General features: G+C 58.7%; 15 protein-coding genes. 4 read left to right on the forward strand and 11 right to left on the reverse strand.

Translation table 11 applies throughout. The features are described from left to right. Positions 1 to 55 precede the first annotated feature (55 nt). The 7 genes from sphantq_RS04905 to sphantq_RS04935 all read right to left on the reverse strand — a co-directional run bounded on the left by sphantq_RS04905 (position 56) and on the right by sphantq_RS04935 (position 9,315). Positions 56 to 322, reverse strand: a complete 267-nt coding sequence (locus tag sphantq_RS04905; RefSeq protein WP_272799729.1) for a hypothetical protein — start codon at positions 320 to 322, stop codon at positions 56 to 58. Positions 323 to 537: 215 nt separating this feature from the next. After that, positions 538 to 1,260, reverse strand: coding sequence for a MobA/MobL family protein (locus sphantq_RS04910; protein WP_272799730.1), 723 nt, complete (start codon positions 1,258 to 1,260; stop codon positions 538 to 540). 86 nt (positions 1,261 to 1,346) lie between these two features. Continuing rightward, positions 1,347 to 1,883, reverse strand: a complete 537-nt coding sequence (locus tag sphantq_RS04915) for a hypothetical protein (RefSeq protein ID WP_272799731.1) — start codon at positions 1,881 to 1,883, stop codon at positions 1,347 to 1,349. Positions 1,884 to 1,973: 90 nt separating this feature from the next. Next, complete coding sequence (locus sphantq_RS04920) at positions 1,974 to 2,606, reverse strand: hypothetical protein (protein WP_272799732.1); 633 nt, start codon at positions 2,604 to 2,606, stop codon at positions 1,974 to 1,976. Between the two features lie 89 nt (positions 2,607 to 2,695). Then, the gene (locus sphantq_RS04925) at positions 2,696 to 3,505 is read right to left on the reverse strand and encodes a hypothetical protein (protein ID WP_272799733.1); all 810 of its coding nucleotides are present in this window, start codon (positions 3,503 to 3,505) and stop codon (positions 2,696 to 2,698) included. A gap of 1,422 nt (positions 3,506 to 4,927) precedes the next feature. Then, positions 4,928 to 7,924, reverse strand: coding sequence for a restriction endonuclease (locus sphantq_RS04930; RefSeq protein ID WP_272799734.1), 2,997 nt, complete (start codon positions 7,922 to 7,924; stop codon positions 4,928 to 4,930). Positions 7,925 to 7,935: 11 nt separating this feature from the next. Continuing rightward, positions 7,936 to 9,315, reverse strand: coding sequence for a site-specific DNA-methyltransferase (locus tag sphantq_RS04935; RefSeq protein WP_272799735.1), 1,380 nt, complete (start codon positions 9,313 to 9,315; stop codon positions 7,936 to 7,938). A 135-nt stretch (positions 9,316 to 9,450) separates the two neighbouring features. Between sphantq_RS04935 and sphantq_RS04940 the strand changes: the two genes are divergently transcribed. Together sphantq_RS04940 and sphantq_RS04945 are read left to right on the forward strand one after the other, a co-directional pair. Continuing rightward, a complete protein-coding gene (locus sphantq_RS04940) occupies positions 9,451 to 10,821 on the forward strand; it encodes an IS1380 family transposase (protein WP_019052503.1) in 1,371 nt (456 codons plus the stop codon). A gap of 247 nt (positions 10,822 to 11,068) precedes the next feature. Further along, positions 11,069 to 11,893, forward strand: a complete 825-nt coding sequence (locus sphantq_RS04945) for an IS5 family transposase (RefSeq protein WP_272799736.1) — start codon at positions 11,069 to 11,071, stop codon at positions 11,891 to 11,893. On the opposite strand, the gene sphantq_RS04950 is transcribed toward sphantq_RS04945, so the two are convergent. The 4 genes from sphantq_RS04950 to sphantq_RS04965 are packed head-to-tail and all read right to left on the reverse strand — an operon-like array spanning position 11,884 to position 16,635. Beyond that, positions 11,884 to 12,405, reverse strand: coding sequence for a hypothetical protein (locus tag sphantq_RS04950; RefSeq protein WP_272799737.1), 522 nt, complete (start codon positions 12,403 to 12,405; stop codon positions 11,884 to 11,886). The genes sphantq_RS04945 and sphantq_RS04950 overlap by 10 nt on opposite strands. Further along, positions 12,398 to 12,751: a hypothetical protein gene (locus sphantq_RS04955; RefSeq protein WP_272799738.1), complete on the reverse strand. Its 354-nt coding sequence runs from the start codon at positions 12,749 to 12,751 to the stop codon at positions 12,398 to 12,400. The genes sphantq_RS04950 and sphantq_RS04955 overlap by 8 nt, the downstream gene beginning before the upstream one ends. A 47-nt stretch (positions 12,752 to 12,798) precedes the next feature. Beyond that, positions 12,799 to 13,575 (reverse strand): DUF4391 domain-containing protein, encoded by a 777-nt coding sequence (locus tag sphantq_RS04960; RefSeq protein ID WP_272799739.1) that lies wholly within the window; start codon positions 13,573 to 13,575, stop codon positions 12,799 to 12,801. Positions 13,576 to 13,599: 24 nt separating this feature from the next. Continuing rightward, positions 13,600 to 16,635: a DEAD/DEAH box helicase gene (locus sphantq_RS04965; RefSeq protein WP_272799740.1), complete on the reverse strand. Its 3,036-nt coding sequence runs from the start codon at positions 16,633 to 16,635 to the stop codon at positions 13,600 to 13,602. A 440-nt stretch (positions 16,636 to 17,075) separates the two neighbouring features. On the opposite strand from sphantq_RS04965, the gene sphantq_RS04970 reads away from it, so the two are divergent. Next, the gene (locus sphantq_RS04970; RefSeq protein WP_272799741.1) at positions 17,076 to 17,333 is read left to right on the forward strand and encodes a helix-turn-helix domain-containing protein; all 258 of its coding nucleotides are present in this window, start codon (positions 17,076 to 17,078) and stop codon (positions 17,331 to 17,333) included. Beyond that, positions 17,330 to 18,571 (forward strand): type II toxin-antitoxin system HipA family toxin, encoded by a 1,242-nt coding sequence (locus sphantq_RS04975; protein WP_272799742.1) that lies wholly within the window; start codon positions 17,330 to 17,332, stop codon positions 18,569 to 18,571. Before sphantq_RS04970 ends, sphantq_RS04975 begins: the two co-directional genes overlap by 4 nt. The last annotated feature ends 10 nt before the right edge of the window (positions 18,572 to 18,581 follow it).

Below are 18,581 nucleotides of genomic sequence, written 5' to 3' on the forward strand. Positions count from 1 at the left end.
CTAGACATCCAATTTCCTACAGCAAGCCAAAGGCTTACGCCACTCCCGCCAACCCTCAAAGCCCCACCGCTGAATAAGACAGGTTAGCTGTCGCATAGCCAATCTGCTTATCCGTGCCCCTCAACGTCGGCAGAGGTATACCCACCAGTTTTTCCGCTGCGAGATTGAGAGTTTCGCGTCCCTCGAGCTTGTAACATTCTTTACAAATTTTGGAGGCCAACCACAGGGCATATTTTTCGACTTTTTCATGAGAATTTTCGGCTATTCTAATGCTATCTTGATGGCCGCATACATGACTTATATCTCGCACCACAGAAACCATCAAATTCTCCAATCTTGATTCCCAACGTCTTCGCACTGCAAGAAATATTACTTACTTTTTACTTAATAATAGCGCCGGAGAGAGGCAATGCCATGAATTTGATGGTCTTATGCGCCTACCCGACTTGATCAGTCTGGAGCGTTTCGATGGCAGTCCCTCGACATGGCAAGTATGCTAGATCGAGGGACTTTAAATTCAGGGACTTTAAATTCAGGTTATCGAATGCGTGACGGCCAGTAGTCGTTTAGACAGAAGCCCGCATGCGCAAGGTCGCGCATGCCAGAGCACCGCCGCCGCCAAGCAAACTCCATCCGCCTCTGCTGCGCCCAATTGCAAATCCAGTTGGGGTGACGCCGTCCATGGCGCTTGTCATGGCGCCAGTAGCGGGCCGTCACGATGGCATGCATATGGGGCTTAACGATCCACTCGCCATCGTCGCCTTCGATAGAATGGATCGCCCAGGCCACTGCGGCCCCCCGTTGCACCAACTGGCTGTGCAAAAACCCTTCCGTCAGCCAGCGCCAATTTTCCGGACGCACATCGAGCGGGATTTCCAACACGACGTGCCATGCCGCCACGGCGCTGCGATCGCCTGTCGCGACAGTGACTGCATCCGCCTCCGCCCAAATTCTATACGGATCGCTTGCCGCCCAGACCGGCGCGCTCGCCGGTAGTAGAAGACCAGACCCCTTTAGTTCGAACCGCCGCTCGGAAAAAAGGGCGGGCATGGGGCCGAATCTGTCAACGGGATCACTGTGGCGCCAGATATATGCAACATTGGCGACTGCGGATTTATAGGCTGGTACGCGCCCGTAATATTGCCACTCCTCGCTGATGGGCCGCACTTTGAAGTACGGCCATTCGATCTGGGATATGCTGCGGGGACGAACGACGACTTCCTGGCGAGCGTGACGGAGCTGGTCCTGAGTAATAAACATATTTGTCTCCTGGAAACGCCGACGCCGCCCACGTGGGGCGGCGTCGGAGAGCGTCATGGTGATGCGGATTAGGGCTAGGTGACGGTTCAGCTGGTGACGCTGATCGCCTCCAGCGGAATGGCTTCAGTGATAGGCCGGTTTTGCGGTACCAAGCTATTGCCGGCCAATTCCAGGCCATGCATTTCTTTAGCCTTTGCGCGCCAGCGGTCCCATGCGATCCTCTCGCCCCGGGCAAGTAAGTGGCGCGGCGGCAGTTTGTCGCTGACCAATTGATTTCGCTCGTCGAAGCGCCAGCGCAGGCCACCTTGCAGCAATTCGACTGGCGCCTTCTCGTTTGCCTTATAGAGCTGACATCCCGGCATCCATTCAACACAGTGCGACTTATGCACCACCAGCGATACCAGGCATGGCTCCTGAGAATTTAGTTCAGCGAAAGTCAAATGCAGCATGTCATGCTGCGTGTCTGTGGCAAGCTGGGTCAAATGCAAGATATCTTGGAAGTCGCGAGGACCACTGGTGCAAAAGCACATGGTGTGTCGAGTCGGCTCATATGGCGGATAGCCCATCAAAGTTCGCAATGCGAAAACCCACGCCTGACTGCGCGCAAAATAGGGATGTGTCATTCAAATACTCCAACATTAAGGTGACGGCCTATTGGCCGGGGATTTTCAATTTTCCGCTCTTTCACGGATCCCAATTTCACCAATTTCCACTTAGGCCTTACCCGGCCCGTTCTTCACCGACTGGATGCTGCAGCGACGATGCATCCAGTCGCGTGTCGCCTGTTCTGCTGCCATGCCAGGCGCCTTTCCCTGCCGGACAAATGCTAGCCAAGTGCCAAGCGCTTCGGCCCTTAAGTCAGCACGCAAGGTATCGAGCTGCCCCTTGCCCCAACACTCAAGCAATACGTCTGGAGCCATGCTGGGCGCCGTACGGACCTCATCTGCAATACCGGGCTCAACGGCGGCGCTGCGATCAATCGCCAGGTCCACGACATTGTTGCGGAGCGCTCGCGATAGCCGAAGCATGAAGTGCTGCGCAATCGTCGGATCTGCATGGGCAGCTGCATTGATTAAGGCTGGAACGATCCGATTATCAATGTTCCAGCCAATAACCGTATTTGCCATCGGCAGTCGGTCTGATAGCCAGAGCAGGAGGTTCTGCTCTTTCTCTCCAGCCTTTAGAGCGGCGCTCTCGGCGCTGAACCGCCAACGGGCGCCATCATAGGTGGCGATGAGCAAACCAGCTCCGATGAGATAAACTTCCGGCGCATTGCTGCCAGCGGCCTGCGGCACGATGATGGTGGCAGCGGCTACAGATACGAAGGTAACATTCTTGTCAGTCATGAATATGTCCTGCTTCAGGCACACGCACTTGCTTTCGGAAGCGACCGAACTGAAATAAGTGTGCGAATGGGTTCCGGTGGGACTTGCGGTTAGCGGCTGGAAAACGCCGCCTCGTCCTGCTCGCGCTTCAGCCGCAATTCGGCGTCAGCAAGGGCGGCAGCCGCTCGCAATGCAGGTGCGCGTGAGCGCGCCCATTTCGCGGGTCGGCATGTTGCGAACGGCAGCAAATGTCGCAGCCCCGGTTCGCCTTCTATCCAGGCAGCCAAATCAGCGAGCGGCAACACCAATTGTCGCTCATGTCCTTCCCGCCATGCGGCGGCATGCAGGTGCAGAATATACGTCGCGATGACGTCCTCCTGCACATAGGCCTTGATCGCTGCCAAATTCCCCAATTTCCATAGGCCGGCAACATCGCCGCCAGTGACGGACGTCTTCACTGGGATGTCGAGCGCCCCACACAGTTCAGCCAGAGACGTGCCCCGGCCACCGCCGAACGCGTCCATCAGATCGAGATGAGCGACATCGAAGCGACCAGACTCGGACTGGCGCGCGATATTGCGCAGGTCAAATAGGCCGTTACGTTGCGCCTGAAGGCGCAGGACAGCATTGTCGAAATTCCGCCCATTCAATGAGACACCCATGCCGCCGGAGGGTAGCAGGCTATCAATCTTGCGATAGAACTCGGCCTCACGTCCTTCGCGGCATAATAATGTGTCGAATTTGAAGCTGTAGCCCACTGGCGACCATTCGGCGGTCAGGAAGGCCCCCGCCACTGGTCGGTGCCGTGGCCAAGGCGGGAAGCTGCCATCCGGCATTTCCTCATCGACGATCGTCTCTAAATCATACACGCATACATATTCGTAAGGGTACTTAAGTGGTGGGCGCTGCGATGATCGCATGGCGTTTCTCCATGGGGACGCGCCGCCGGCCGGCGGTCACGAACCGGAGCCGCTGAGGCGGCATAATGCTATTTTTCCCCAACGGTATCCGGTCATGAAAATTGATGCTGAAAGATGTCTACACACCGGTTCAATTAGCTGAGCGCGCAGTGCGCCTTTCGGGCGCGCTTCAGAGCCGCCCGGAGCGGGCCATAAATTTGCGCCGCCCGAAGGGCTGGCAAGGCCCAAGGTCCATCGGGATGGACCGCCCAAAGCCGGATTGCCGGCAATGCCCGCGGCCGCTGGCACAATCGGCCCACAGGTGCCGACACACGAAGCGACGCTTTGCTAAGATTACGCACCGCGTAACCTTAGCGGTATTGCGCCTCAACGTTAACGAGTGTGCTTTGCCACACGTTAGCGGTATTGCGCCTAAAATTTCTGGCCGTTCATGGCGGCTCTGGCTCCGCAAATGGCACAGATTGCCATTTTTTGCGGTTTTCCATTTTCCGTATAAATAAAAGTTGCTCCAAATTTTCGCGATTTTCATCTCTTTTTGGGATGAAAGTGATTTATGGGGAAAGCCTAATTTGCTTTTCCGTATAAATCACTTTCATTCTTTCCGCATAAATCGGCTTTATCTTTTCAATTTTGTAATCAATTGAATTACATGAATTTTTATGTGCCCGAGGCGCTTCCCGTAAAATCGAGCGGCTTCCGAAATTTCCTCTGCAATGTACCTTTGCTTATCACGCGGACCGGTTTTTCCCGATAATTCCGGAAAAATTGGGAGACGCGGCTTTTTGGCTGTTTTGTTATGGATTTTGCCAATTTCGGCTGAGGTGACGCGAACGGCGTCTTAGAGATGAAAGTCAATTATCGGGAAACCGCTTTGCACGCTTTCCGGCTATAAAAGTGATTTTTCCGGAAAGGCTGTTTACGCTTTTCCGTATAATTCGCGTTCATCGTTTCCCTATAAATCCCTTTCATCTTATGAATTTTATAACATATTGATTTATATATATTTTATTTGACGCGCAGAGTTTCCCGATAAATCAACCATTTCGCGATGGATCTACGGCCACGCCCGAATGCGAACCACATAGGCGAGCAGTTCCGATAATTTGCGAGAAGATCGTCTCCGGCTTTAGTTTGGCGGATTAGAAGCGATTTTCTCTCGCGTTGGCCCCATGTGGCAAAACAAATGGCGTCAAGATGAGAGTGGACAATCGGGAAGCCCCCTTTTGCATGGCTTCCGACGGTTAAAGCGATTTATCCGGAAAACAGAAACGCCTTTCTGACGCAAATCGCTGTAAGAAAGTGATTTATCCGGAAAACTCGTCACCGCATTGGCCATCTTTCCGCATAAAGGCGATATATCGGGAAACGACTGAAAGAGGCCCGCGATCCGTACGATGCCGACCGCGGTCTCCGACAAACAAGCTATGCCTGCGTGAGTATCCCCTCCAAATTCGTGGCGGTCACGAACGGGACATCCAGCGCTTTGAAATGCGCCTTCCCGCAGGCGATCTGTGCCTTCTCAGATTCACGCAGCGTATTCAGGTCGCCCTTGCTCTCGCTGACCAGATAGACATCTTCGCGTCCATCGTGCTGGCGGACAATGGCCCAGTCTGGATTATACGTACCCAACGGCGTCATGACCTTGAAAGTCGAGGGCAGCTTGGCGAATACCTTGATGGAACCGCTGATGTCGAGTGCCTTGGCCAGTTCCGCCTCAATATTTGAGTCAGTGACGATGTGGTCGAGCGGTGCGTGCTCAACAGACACAAGCCTATCAACCGGCACATCATCCTCCGCCACGAACAGGTCCTGCGCCCACCATGCGTCCAGCGGCTTATAGACGATACCATCCGTCATCATCAGGCGTTTCCCGGCCTGGATGATCGCGGTTACGGCATCAACGAAAGCAGACGGGTTCACCGCTGCATCCGACAGTCGGCCTGACTGGACAAGGATGTCGGCCAGCACCTTCCGGGGCAGTTCCGTGCGGTTCTGCAGTTCGCCCAGCAAGTCCGGCACCTCCAGTCGCGTAGCCGCAAGGCGCTGCGGCTGCGATGTGCTGACCTTCTCCGGCGTCACGCCTTCTCGGCCGATCAGCATCTCGGCCAGTTCGAAAGTCACTCGCGCCTCGCCCGGACGCGGCATATCCCGCAGCGCCTTGGCGCATCGTGCCACCAACGCGGCATCGTCGAAATCGAGGCGATAGGTTGTCTTCTGGCTTATCCGGTTCCAGAGTTGCTGGAAATCATGCCCCTCCAGCACCTTCAGGTTCAGCTTCACCTGCCGCTTGTCGCGGGCATCGCTGACCGGCACCTTGCGCGCCAGACGATGCAGCATATCGCGTATCAGCTTGACGGCCTGCTCAGGCAAGTCAACCGGCAGCGGCACGGCGTTCTGGGCAAGCGCGGTTCGCAACTCCGGCTTCGCATTGCCCTTATCGTCGATCAACCCAGCCGAAGCGAGACCATCGAAGACGGCGCGGCTTTCCTTAACCGACACGACGGCGGTTTCACCATTCGGCAAGGAATAGGTAAGCCCAGCGAAAAGATCGACGGTGACGATCCCCAGCTTGATGTCGAGTGCCTGCTCCATTTCGGACTGCAAGCCTTCGGCGAACTGCTTGTAGCCCTCTTGCGCGATGACGGTAAGGACGTTCAGTCCCTCGTCGCGGCGACGCTGGCCGGTCTGATCGACACACAGACGCAGACCTCGCCCGATGGACTGACGGCGGCGCGTCTCGCTGGCCATTTCGCGCAGCGAACATATCTGGAAGACGTTCGGGTTATCCCAGCCTTCGCGCAGCGCGGAGTGAGAGAAGAGGAAGCGCAGCGGCTCCGCTTCTTTCAGAAGCTCCTCCTTCTTCCGCATGATAAGGTCAAACGCGCGCTCGGCATCTTCACGGCTCTTCGCGTTGGAGAATTCACCCTCCTTGTTCAGCGCCGGCTCAGTGTAGCGGCCTTTCTTATCCTGCGAAAAATAGCCGTCATGCGCGCTACTCGCGTCCGCTGGGATATCGGCAAAAAGAGACTGGAAGCGCGGCTGCACGGCCAGCTTGGCATACTCCTCTTCAAACATGATCGCGAGCGGGCCGGGCTGGGCAGTCCCGCCCTTATCATACAGGCGATAGTCCGCAACCTTGTCGATGAAGAACAGGCTGAGCGTCTTGATCCCCAGCGGCCGATTGCGCTGTTCCTTGCGGAAGTGGTGCTCGATCGTCTGGCGCACCATCGCGCGGGAGAGTGACGTCGCGTCCACATCGCCCCAGCTGTCGTTGATCCCGAGCGCCTTCACACCGTCGCCGGGGACGATCAGTTGCATTGTGCCGGCGCCGCGCATTTTCTCGATATTGCCGATGCGGTAGCCGGCATAGACCGTCCGCCCGCCCGATGCGTCCTCCAACATATCGTTATCGGCGACCCACACCGTCTGGCGGGACACACCACCCTTCATCTGCTTGGCGATCTCGATCTGGGCGCGCGGGAAATGCCCCTTGCAGGCCTCCACCTCCAGCAGCTTCACATAGGGGCTGTTGTCGGCGTCCTGGATCTGGGCGCCGTCGACCTCGATCGACTTCACCAGACCACGGTCGTGCGCGTCGAAGGCGTCGAGGCGATAGACGGGGTGGAATTTGGCCACATGCGTCGCCGAATAGCGGATCGTCGCTAGCGGCTGCATCGCGCGCATGATCTGACGACCGGCGCCATTGGGATTCGCATCGACCGACTGCGGTTCATCCACGATGATGATCGGCCGGGTGGACCGGACCCATTCCACACCGGGTATGTCGCGGGTCTGTTCGCGGGCCTGCTGGAACACAGCCGCCTTGCTGCCCAGCGACTGCACGGTGGCGATCATCACGCGGATCGACGAGGAGGAGGCGAAGTCGATGATCCGCGACAGATCGCCGCTGTCATAGACGAAACTCTCGAACGGCACGCCGTCATAGATCTGGCGGAAATGGTCGCGGGTCTGCTCGATCGTCTTCTTCACGCCTTCGCGGATGGCGACCGAGGGCACAACGATGACGAACTTGGTGAAGCCGTAGCGCCGGTTCAGCTCGAAGATGGTGCGCAGGTACACATAGGTCTTGCCCGTGCCGGTCTCCATCTCCACGGTGAAGTCCATGCCATAGTCGCCCCCGGCATCCTTCTTGCCCTTTGCGGCGACATTCAGCTCCGGGGACGCAGGCAGCGCGTGGCGGTTCTGCACGATGTGCAGGTTCTCCAGCACCACCTCGTCCAGCAGGTCGGAGCGGTTCGCATAGCCCAGCAGCTTTTCGTTATATTCCAGCTCGCCTGCAATCTGACGCGGGGCGATGGTGAAGAGCGACTGGCGCTCCTCCTGCCCGGCGAACAGATCGACCACGGCGCCTATCGCGGCGACCTGGTGCGGCAGTTCGGCTTCAAAGACGAATTTCATCAGCTGCCCGATCAGATGCTGGCGATCTTGGCGATGCGATCGCCCAGACGCTGGCGCAGGATGGCGGCAAGGTTCGCCTTGGTCGCCGCGCGATTGCCGTTGGCGCCGAGTCCGGTGTCTTTAAAATAGACCGTGGTCTGCACCGGATCGAGCGCATCGACCCAATCCGCCATACCCTGACCCAGCGCCTCGGTATCGTCGGCACCGACATCGCCAAGACACACGATCAGCGTCCCGCCGCCTAACGCGTGAACAGTCTGGCCGGCAATGCTGCGCTTCTCTTCCGGCAGCGTGAGATCGATGCCAGTCTTGAGCAGCAGTTCAACCAGCAGATCGTCCTGGGTTCGACCGGGCAGCACATTATCGACCGCGTCGAGGATGCTGGCTTCCAGATCGTCGGCATCCGGCTGCCATGGCTTTAGGTTTGAAGTGGCCAGCTTGTAGGCGCGAAAACCTGTGTCGACGTTGGCATTCGGATGCTCTTCTCTGATCTTTGTACCCGCACGGCGCAGACGCTCTTTCGTCAATTCGGCGATATTGCGGGGCTTATTGATAGAATCCAGAAAGACGGCTGCCGTCTTTTGATCTGGATCGCCATCATCAAGTGGTTCAGGCAATTGCACAGCAATATGTCGAAGTTTCGATCCAGTCGCAGCATTTCGGGCCATAACAGCATGACCGGTGGTGCCCGAACCGGCAAAAAAGTCCATCACGATATCCGTGTCGCTTGCGCTTTGTTCTATCAGCCGAGTGATTAAATCGACCGGTTTGGGAAAATCGAAAACACGCTTATCAAACAGCTTAGCGATGTCGGCAGTACCGTGACGGGTAAATAGACCTTCCCCAAAAATACTTCCGACTCCTGTGTAGTCAGATGTAAGCTCAGACAGAAACGCTTTACGCCGAGGACGGCCTTTCGAATCCGCTGGCCACAAAATACGACTTTCTGCAATTAGCTTCGCCATAGAGTTCCGGTCGTATCGCCACCCAAGTTCAGGGCAGCCATAGTCAATTCCAGTCGCAGGATCGATTAGAGGATAATGAAGATTTGGACGCCGATCAGCTGTCGCGAGTCCCACCATGTTCGCACTTACCCACGGCCCTCGTTCATCTTCGTCATTGTTTGAATATTGATCGATTTTCCGTTCTTCACCCCGGAAAGAACCACCATACACCAAAATAAATTCATGATCGTTTGACACACCCTTTTCCGGGCGATTGTCCTTATTTTGCCGACTCTTCCAGATCAAAGTAGATACATTATTACTTTCTCCAAAAATTTCTTGGAGAATTTTCTGGAGAGACGACACTTCACCATCATCAATACTAATGGCGATGACACCATCATCACTGAGAAATTCCTTGGCCAGCGCAAGCCTTGGGTAGATCATGTTCAGCCAGTTGGTATGAAAGCGCCCAGCCTGTCTTATTCAGCGGTGGGGCTTTGAGGGTTGGCGGGAGTGGCGTAAGCCTTTGGCTTGCTGTAGGAAATTGGATGTCTAGACCAACCTGCAGCGAGGCAAAAAATGCCACAGGCCACACCCGCCGAGAGCCACGATAGCGCGGCGGTGATTTCGTTTCCAGCGGTGTTGCGCAAGAAGGTGACGGGCGCCTTCGACGGAGGGCGACTGACTTCGGACGGTGGTGTAGTGCTGCTGGCCCAGGCCGAGCGGGAGATGGGTATCTGCAAGCGCCTTGCCGCCTGCATCGCCGACCCGCGCGACCCTGCGCGGGTGATCCATAGAGTGGATGATATCCTGCGGGCGCGGGTTCTGGCGATCGCCTGCGGCTACGAGGACGCCGACGACCTCGACGCCCTGCGTGACGATCCGGGGTTTCGCCTGGCGCTGGGTAAGTCGCCGGAGGCAGGGGTCGGTCTGGCGAGCCAGCCGACGATGAGCCGGTGGGAGAACGCCCCGACCACGCGCGAACTGGCACGGATGATGATTGCGATGGTCGGCATCTACTGCGCCAGCTATTCCAAACCGCCCAAAGCGGTGACGCTGGATATCGATGACACCTGCGACGTCGTGCACGGCTACCAGCAACTTTCGTTCTGGAACGGTCACCATGGCGAGCGATGCTTTCTGCCGATCCACGTGTACGATACGGCGACGGGCCGCCCCGTCGCCATGCTGCTGCGCACCGGCAAGACGCCCTCGGGTGCGGAGGCCGCCGGGCACATCCGGCGCCTCGTGCGGCATATCCGCCAGCATTGGCCCGCTACGCACATCACCGTCCGTGGCGACGGGCATTATGGCAGGCCCGAGGTCATGGCCTTCTGCGAGGCACATGGCATCGACTATGTCTTCGGCCTTCCCACCAACGCCGCCCTGCGTGCCAATCCCGACATCGTGGCCGCCGCCGATGCCTGTGCCGTCCAGCGTGCCGAGGAAAACCGGGTGGTGCTGCGCAGCTATGCCGAAATCCGCTATGGGGCGAAAAGCTGGAAGTGTCAGCGCCGCGTCGTCGCCCGGATCGAAGCCAGCACCTTGGGCATGGACATCCGCTACGTCGTCACTTCCCTGGCAGAAGGCTCGGCCGAGCACATCTACGACAGCCTTTACTGCGCCCGTGGTCAGGCCGAAAACCTGATCAAGCGGCACAAGAGCCAGCTCAGCAGCGATCGAACTTCATGCCGATCGGCCAACGCAAACCAGATGCGGCTGATCCTGCATACCGCCGCCTATTGGCTGATGTGGCGCATCCAGCAGGCGATACCCAAGACAAGCGCGCTCGCCGCCGCCGAGTTCGCCACGCTGCGCCTGCGGCTCCTCAAGGTCGCCGCCCGCGTGATCGAAACCGCAACCCGCATCCGCATCGCCTTCGCGTCAGCCTGTCCCGAGGCCAGCACCTTCCGGGCCATTGCGGCCGCCTTCAGGCCTGCCCCGACATAGCCGCCCCGGCCGCACGCCAGAACCGCTCCCTCCAACTCGCAAGCCTATCAAATATCCGCGGTGAAATAGACGCAGCGAAATCCCTCGTCCTGATCACATACAGGCTGGCACCGAAAAACGCGGACCGCCGAAGCGAACAACGTCACGAATAATCCGGGCCAGATATCTCCCGATCACTCGTAAGAGGCTGTTTGGAAAATCGGCTGAAGGGGTTGCGTCGGGGCTATCCGTCTGATTCAGGCTCTGGATGTGGACCCAGCAGAGCCGAGGGCGAATTGCCCGGATTGCCAAGAAGACGAAACGCTACCCCAGTGACCTGACCGATGAGGAATGGGGTCGCCTGTCACCGTTGATGCCCCAGCCGGGGCGTCGGGGCCGCCCCCGCGAGGTGGATTTCCGCGAGGTGATCAACGCGGTCCGCTACCTTGTTCGATCGGGCTGTGGCTGGCGCATGCTGCCAATCCATTTCGGGGCGTGGCAGACGGTCTATGGCTGGTTTCGCGAACTGGCGCGCAGGTTCCTGTTCCAGACGATCCATGACATTGAGTTGATGCTGGATCGTGAGCGCCAGGGGCGGGAGGCCAGTCCGAGCGCTGCGGTGATCGACAGCCAGTCGGTCAAGGCACCATCGGCGGAAAAGCGCGGTTTTGACGCCGGAAAGAAGGTGGTCGGGCGCAAGCGACATATCGCCGTCGATACCGATGGCCGGTTGCTGATGGTCAACCTCACCACGGCAGACATTTCTGACAGTGCGGGCGCCCAGACCATCCTCGACGGCATCCGCAAGCGATGGCCTTGGGTCAAACATCTCTTCGCCGATGGCGCCTATGACCGTCTCAAACTCATGGACAAGGCCAGCTATCTGGATTTCGTCATCGAGGTCATCCGCCGAAGCGATCAGCAGAAAGGCTTCAAGGTGCTGCCCCGGCGATGGGTCGTCGAGCGGACCTTTGGCTGGATGATCCGCTGGCGCCGATTGGTTCGCGACTACGAGAAGCGCATCGACGTATCACACGCCATGATCCTCGTCGCCATGGGCGGCAATCTCCTACGACGAAACGCTCATCCCTGATTTTCCAAACGGACTCTAAGAATCTCGCCATCACCTCCAGATTGACCAGTCAAATTCAGATAATTACCAAGTGAGCTCTTGTAATTATCTGGATAAACAAAATCATTACCGGTATTATAGGGCGGATCGATATAAATGAGCTTTATTCTACCAGCGTACGACCGACGTAGGACTTTTAAAACTTCCAGATTGTCGCCTTCGACGAAAATATTCTGCGTCTCGTCCCAGTTGACGCTCTCCTTTTCCGACGGAAGAAGTGTCCCTAAACTCGGCGTCAGCGCAAAGGCGCGGGCACGCCGTTTGCCTTTCCAATTCAAACCGTAGCGTTCTTCGCTTTCCTCAAGCGCTTCGCCAAGTAACTCACGCAAAACATCAAAATCGACTTTTCCATCGGTGACGACTTCAGGAAACAGAGTTCGCAGCGCAGCGACATTGGCTGCCACAAGATTGCCGCTGCCCGCTGCTTCGTCATCACGGACAATCAGGGGGATCGGATCGTTAGGGCTAGTCACTCGACTTTTTCTCCATTTTCTGCAGCCACTGCCGCAGGCAGGCATGTTTCACATTCAATCGTCCATCAGGGAGGACGACGCCTTCATCCACTAGCCGTTTCAAAGCAGCCTGCCGTTTGCTCCCCTTACGGGGCAGCCCACGGCCGATGTCAGCCATGACGCTGGCGATAAGCGGGATGCGCTCAGAGGGAAAGCCAAGGGAGAGATTTTGTGCGACTGGCTCTGCTAAAATCTTCTTTTGCTTGAGCTTTCGACCAGGCTTCTTCGGTTTCTTCTTACTCTTTGGAGCGTTACCCGCTGGGGGCTGATCTGGTGATGGAAAATCCTGGGCATCGGACCAGCGCATGCCATATCCGATGACTGTGCTTCCGCCATGATACCCCCCGGTCCCCATCAGAAAGCCCCCAACTCTCCTACGATCACTTCCAGCTGATCCTTGAACACTCGCACCTGATTGCCAAGTACAACCTGCTCCGCCAGCCGCTTTTCCCGCCTCGCGGCCGTACGGACGGCCAGCCATTCTGCCTCTGTCGCCCTGTATCGCGCCAGCGTCTCCCGGCGCGCCTCAGCCGTCGCTGCATCCGGCGCGAGCTGAAACGGCGCGTTCACGATCCCGGCGATGGCCAATGCCTCCGCCCGCTCAACCAGCGCGCCATAGACTGCGCCAAGTCCAGTCTGCGGCAAGCCCGGCAATGGAAGGCTGGCAAGGAACGCCACCGACGCTGCACCCTCAGCATCCACAAGATCCGGCGCGACCACCAGACGCTCGACGACCATCTGGTCCGCGATCCGCTCTGCCCGGCGCAATGGCGCAAGGCTCAACCTGGTTCCCGCGTTTTCCGGCAGCGCTGTCGCGAGGATGATGGGCACTGGAATGGCGCGATGGATCATGGTCAGCAGCCGCTGGGTTGGCTCGATCCGTGCCGTCATCGCCAGCAGCTGAATAGCCGGCACGGGCCGCTCTTCGTCGATGCCAGCCGCAATGCCCACCGTGGCCGGAGACAGTGTCGCCCACCAGTCCAGCCGCTCGATCACGCTGTCGATCAGCTTGCGATCGGCGCTATTGGCCGCGCCATGCTGCGCCAGAACGTCTTTGGGCAGACGGCGCGCCGGGGCGTTCATCGGCGGCAAGGCCAGCGCCGCGCGGATATCGGCGGGCGTGATCGTCATGCCCACGCCCTCATGCCGCCATCCTCATGCAGGGGGCAGGATCGCCAGCCAGCAGACGACCTCCCAATCATCAAGCCCGCTCTCGCCGCCCGATCCCTCAATGCCGCCGGTGGTGAACAGGCTCTCGACCGCGCGCTCCTCCGCTTTGCCGGTCACGCCCCGGATGGCCGTTGCAAGCAGCGCCTGCCATGTTTCCATCGCGTCGCCACCGCGCGTTTCGGCATCGAACCGCGCCCAGGCTTCGGCCTGTCGGTCCGCCGATGTGGCGGCGGCAAGGCGCAGCAGGTCCAGCATCCGCTTGGGCTGGCTGTGCGGCAGGATGATCCGCCCCTCTTCACCATTGGCATCCATGCCGACATAGATCAGCGCCTGGGGGAAGAGCGGATCGCCCTTGGCAATCGAGCGCTCTGCCGCCGGGGTGGCGGCACGCAGGACGAACAGCGCACCGGGCGGAAAATCGTCGCTGGCGAAGATGGGAGAGTAGGTGCCGATCAGTTGCCTGCCCAGCGCCGCACGCTCGTCCGGCGACAGGCGCCCCAGATCGAGCCGCAGGTCGTTCAACGTCAGGTCAGTGATGGACACGCCGGAGGACAAATCCTCCAGATCGACTACCCGCGACTGCAAGGTTTCGAGCTGCTGGCGGCGATATTCCAGATCGTTCATCTGGTTGCCCGCCTGCGCCTCGATCAGGTTTTCCTCGCCGGTCGCGGACACGTCCAGCAGCATCATCTTGCCGGACACGCTGCGCTCCAGGCCGATGTAGCTGTCCAGATCCATGTTCGGCCAGAAATTGACCAGCCGGATGACAGCATTGGGAGAGCCCAGGCGATCAACCCGCCCGAAGCGCTGAACGATGCGGACCGGGTTCCAGTGAATGTCGTAATTCACGACGCAATCGCAGTCCTGCAGGTTTTGGCCTTCGGATATGCAGTCGGTGGCGATGATGAGGTCGATCTCTTCCTCGCCCGCCAGCGACTCTGGCCGCGATCGCGCGCCGGGCGCGAAGGCAGTCAGGATAGAGCTGAGGTCCGCTGTCAGTTTGGGATGGGTCGTCCGGTTGCGGCCTGATCCCGTCACCAGTGCCATGCGGTGCGGATAGTGTTCGCGGATCGCGTCATAGAGATAAGCCGCTGTCTCGGCGAAGGCAGTGAACACCAGCAGCTTGACGTTGCCGGGGTTGAACGGGTCGGCCAGCTTGTCGGCGATCAGCTTCTTCAGGTCGGCCAGCTTTGCGTCCCGTTCCGGCGTGACGCTTTGGGCTTGCATGTGTAGGCGCGCCAGCCGGTCGCGATCCTCGGCCAGATCCTGGCGCCAGCGAACACGGTCCGCGTCGCTCAACAATACGCGGACGCTACGACCGACGCCAAGCTGGTCGAAGGCGGGATCGTCATCGTCCACATCGTCGATCATGGGCGCGGCCACGCTGTCGTCATGCGCGTCGATCCGGGCGATCAGCGTCTCGACCGCCTCCAACTGGCGGCCGATGGTCAGGGCGAAAGCGTGGACAGAGCTTTCCATGCGCTTGAGCAGGTTGACCCGCAGCAGTGCGATCAGGCTTTCTTCGCGGTCCAGCTGGCGGAACACGCTGGCGCCGCCGCCTGCGCCTGCCACATCCTGATTATAGCGACGCTCGTATGCCGCCCGGCGATCATCCAGAACATAACGAAGCGGCGCGAAAGCCGCGAGTTTCAGCCGCCGGATTTCATTGTTCACCTCGACGATCGGCGGGAAAGTGCCGGTCAGATCGACGTCGGACTTGATGTTGGCCGGAGCCAGTTTTTCCGGGAATGTGCCGGTCTCGGCGGTTCCGTAATAGCGTTCGATATGCTTTCGACTGCGGGCGATGGTCAGCAGATCCAGCAGACGAAAATAGTCGAAACCCAGCATCTCCAGCAGCTTTGCCGGGGTCCGCGAGCCTTCCGGCAGTTGCTGCCAGCGGTTGAACTGGCCCTGCGCGATGCGGATAGTCCCAGCGATGCTGGCAATCCCGTGGCCAGCCAGCGCCTGATCGTGACCTTCGGTGGCGAAAGCGATCTGGTTCTTCAGATCGTTGAGCCGATTGTTCACCGGCGTTGCGGACAGCATCAGCACACGGGTTTTCACGCCGGCCTTCACGACGGCGTTCAGCAGCTTATCGTATCTGCTTTCCCGCTCGCCCTTGCCAGCGGGGCGGTTCCGGAAATTGTGGCTCTCATCGATGACGACCAGATCATAGTTGGCCCAGTTGATGTGGCCCAGATCAATATCGCCTGACTGCCCGCCTTCGCGCGACAGGTCGGTATGGTTCAACACGTCGAAGGCGAAGCGGTCGGCGGCGAGCATGTTGCGGACATCATTGCGGGTCCACAACGTCCAGTTTTCGCGAAGGCGTTTCGGAGCAAGAACCAACACGCGGGCGTTGCGCAGTTCAAAATATTTGATGACAGCCAGCGCTTCGAAGGTCTTACCCAAGCCAACGCTGTCGGCGATGATGCACCCCCCAAAGCGCTGCAACTTGTCGATGGCGCCAATGACGCCGTCCTTCTGGAAGCGGTATAGCTTCGACCAGACCTGGGTTTCACGGATCCCGGTTGCCGAATCGACGATACGCGACTCGTCCGTGCCGGCCTCCATCTCCGCAAAGAGCTGGTGGAGCGCCTGTGTGTAGACCGCGGCGGGAGCATGATCGGCGGCGGCCGCCGAGACTGCCTCGGTCAATGCGGAGACCGCTGGTCCGTTCGCATCGGCGGCGTTCCATTCTGTCTCGAACCACTGGCCGACCATGGCCAGTTCCGCGTCATTCTCTGTCTGCTGGACAAAACCCAGGCGCGACTGCGGCGCGATACCCAGACCGCCGGTCGTCAGGCCGCAATTACCGATGACGGCACCGCGTGGAGAGAGGAGCACAGATTGGGAAGGTGGTAAGCGCGTCTGCCTGATGTCCGCCGCCGCAATCACCTGGGCTAGCGCTGTGGAGAGGGCGCGGCCCCGGAGACGGTTGCGGCGAAAGCGGTCTGCATCGTCACCAGCAAACATCTCTTCGGCCGTCGCGCCCAACAGAACCCTGCCAAGGCCCTTCACCCCGGCCTCAAGCACAGAATGGGCACCAAACAACGAAACCTGATCGGTGAGAACGTCTAGCGCCTCGCCCTTGAATCCTTTGAGAATATCGAAGGCTCGTTCACCTCCACTATTTGGGACAAGCCGCAACTATTTTGCCTCCGCCTTCATATCTCTTGCCGTCTTATTCAAAGTTGCAATCACTTCAACCGGGCTCACGTCACATGGCGCGGGCGTTATCGAATGTCGGCATAGCAAAGGCGCTTGCGAGAGCGAGCGCCCTTCGAAGAATATCTGGGACACCTCATGATAGGCCACTTCAGAGTTGCCAGATATTTTCGGCCAAATATGGACAATTGGTTGATTAAAGTCGTTCTATCGGCCATATGTGGACAATGCTTGAAACGCCAATCGAATTAGCCGCAGCTATCGGTCGCCGCGTCAAAACGCGAAGGTTGGACATGGGCTTCACCCAGGTGGATGCTGCGGCACGCGCCGGCATTTCGTATCGCACTTGGCGTCGCCTTGAAACCGAAGGCAAGGCCTCGATCGAAGATCTTGTTCGCGCGGCGGTAGCGCTGCGTTGCGAACAAGATCTTTCCGGGCTCTTTCCCGCGCCACCCGCGACGTCAATGGACGCACTGCTTCGTCAGCAAAAGGCCGCCGAAGCAAGGCGGTCGAAGGCCCGCCTTCGCGCTACTGCGGCTAAACCGTCATGAAACTTTCGCCCGGCACCCCCCTTGAAGTCGGTCTGATGATCGATGAACGGAAGGCGCCCAGTCCCGTGGCCCGCCTTGCCATGGCAGGTGGCTTGGCCCAGATTGAATGGTCAGCGGCCGTCATCGAACATGATCGTCGAATCGATCCGCTGCTATACCCGCCTGAACCAGGCCTGCATGCAGCGCGTAGTCGCAACTTCGAAGGTCTGCACGGCTTCTTGTCAGATAGCCTGCCTGACGCATGGGGACGCTTGTTGATGAAGCGCCGCCTGGAAAAGCAGGGCATCCGTACCGACACGCTAAATGTCGTCGACCAGCTTGCTCTCGTCGGCCAAAGCGGTCGTGGCGCGCTGGTATACCAACCGGCGACGACACCGGAGGACGATGTAGGTATGATTGACCTCGACGCGCTCGCTGAGGAGTCGCGGATTTTGCTGCTCGGTGACCAGGTCGGACAGATTGATGCGCTTGCCCGCTTAGGCGGAGCATCAGGCGGCGCTCGTCCCAAGGTCCACCTTGGTATCGCGCCAGACGGGAAACTAAACGCTGATGGCAGCCCAGGTTATGAAGACTGGATCGTAAAATTTCGCGCCACTGTCGATCCCCTAGACATTGGCCCAGTAGAAGAGGCTTATGCCCAACTGGCGCGAACTGCGGGGATCAATATGGCCGCGTCTCGCATACTGCCCGCAAAGGAAACTCCAGGCTATTTTGCAACCCGCAGGTTCGATCGACCTGAGTCCCGGCAGCGGCTCCACATGATTTCACTCGCCGGGGCACTGGAAGCACGCGCCGACATGCCTAGCATCGATTATGACACTTTCCTCCGCGCCACTATGGCCATCACCCGCCATGCAGCCGATGTGGAAGAGGCCTTCCGTCGCATGGTTTTCAATATTCTTGCGCACAACCGCGACGATCACACACGTCAACACAGCTTCCTGCAGAACGAAGCCGGAGAATGGCGGCTGGCCCCCGCCTATGACCTGACTTTTTCGGCTGGTCCCGGCGGCGAACATTACATGGCGATAGAAGGCGAAGGGCGCGAACCAACCCGTGCGCAGGTGATGACGTTGGGGCGAAGGCACGGACTTTCCGATCGAACCATAACAGAAATCATCGACAGCGTACGCGCCGCACTCGCCGACTGGGTCCGGATCGCGACGGAGACTGGAGCGACGGTTTCCGTGACCGAGATCGCGGAGCATCATGCCAGCGTGGCACGCGCGTTTCATTAAGGTGACTGCG

Origin of the sequence: Sphingobium sp. AntQ-1, assembly GCF_028538045.1 — a bacterium.
In the GTDB taxonomy this organism is placed as follows: domain Bacteria; phylum Pseudomonadota; class Alphaproteobacteria; order Sphingomonadales; family Sphingomonadaceae; genus Sphingobium; species Sphingobium cupriresistens.

Coding starts and splice junctions, on each gene's coding strand:
- sphantq_RS04945 (WP_272799736.1), top strand. CDS start 11,069: ATGTGGACCCAGCAGAGCCGAGGGCGAATTGCCCGGATTGCCAAGAAG.
- sphantq_RS04960 (WP_272799739.1), bottom strand. CDS start 13,575: ATGACGATCACGCCCGCCGATATCCGCGCGGCGCTGGCCTTGCCGCCG.
- sphantq_RS04925 (WP_272799733.1), bottom strand. CDS start 3,505: ATGCGATCATCGCAGCGCCCACCACTTAAGTACCCTTACGAATATGTA.
- sphantq_RS04910 (WP_272799730.1), bottom strand. CDS start 1,260: ATGTTTATTACTCAGGACCAGCTCCGTCACGCTCGCCAGGAAGTCGTC.
- sphantq_RS04915 (WP_272799731.1), bottom strand. CDS start 1,883: ATGACACATCCCTATTTTGCGCGCAGTCAGGCGTGGGTTTTCGCATTG.
- sphantq_RS04935 (WP_272799735.1), bottom strand. CDS start 9,315: ATGATCTACCCAAGGCTTGCGCTGGCCAAGGAATTTCTCAGTGATGAT.
- sphantq_RS04920 (WP_272799732.1), bottom strand. CDS start 2,606: ATGACTGACAAGAATGTTACCTTCGTATCTGTAGCCGCTGCCACCATC.
- sphantq_RS04930 (WP_272799734.1), bottom strand. CDS start 7,924: ATGAAATTCGTCTTTGAAGCCGAACTGCCGCACCAGGTCGCCGCGATA.
- sphantq_RS04975 (WP_272799742.1), top strand. CDS start 17,330: ATGAAACTTTCGCCCGGCACCCCCCTTGAAGTCGGTCTGATGATCGAT.
- sphantq_RS04970 (WP_272799741.1), top strand. CDS start 17,076: ATGGGCTTCACCCAGGTGGATGCTGCGGCACGCGCCGGCATTTCGTAT.
- sphantq_RS04905 (WP_272799729.1), bottom strand. CDS start 322: ATGGTTTCTGTGGTGCGAGATATAAGTCATGTATGCGGCCATCAAGAT.
- sphantq_RS04955 (WP_272799738.1), bottom strand. CDS start 12,751: ATGCGCTGGTCCGATGCCCAGGATTTTCCATCACCAGATCAGCCCCCA.
- sphantq_RS04940 (WP_019052503.1), top strand. CDS start 9,451: ATGCCACAGGCCACACCCGCCGAGAGCCACGATAGCGCGGCGGTGATT.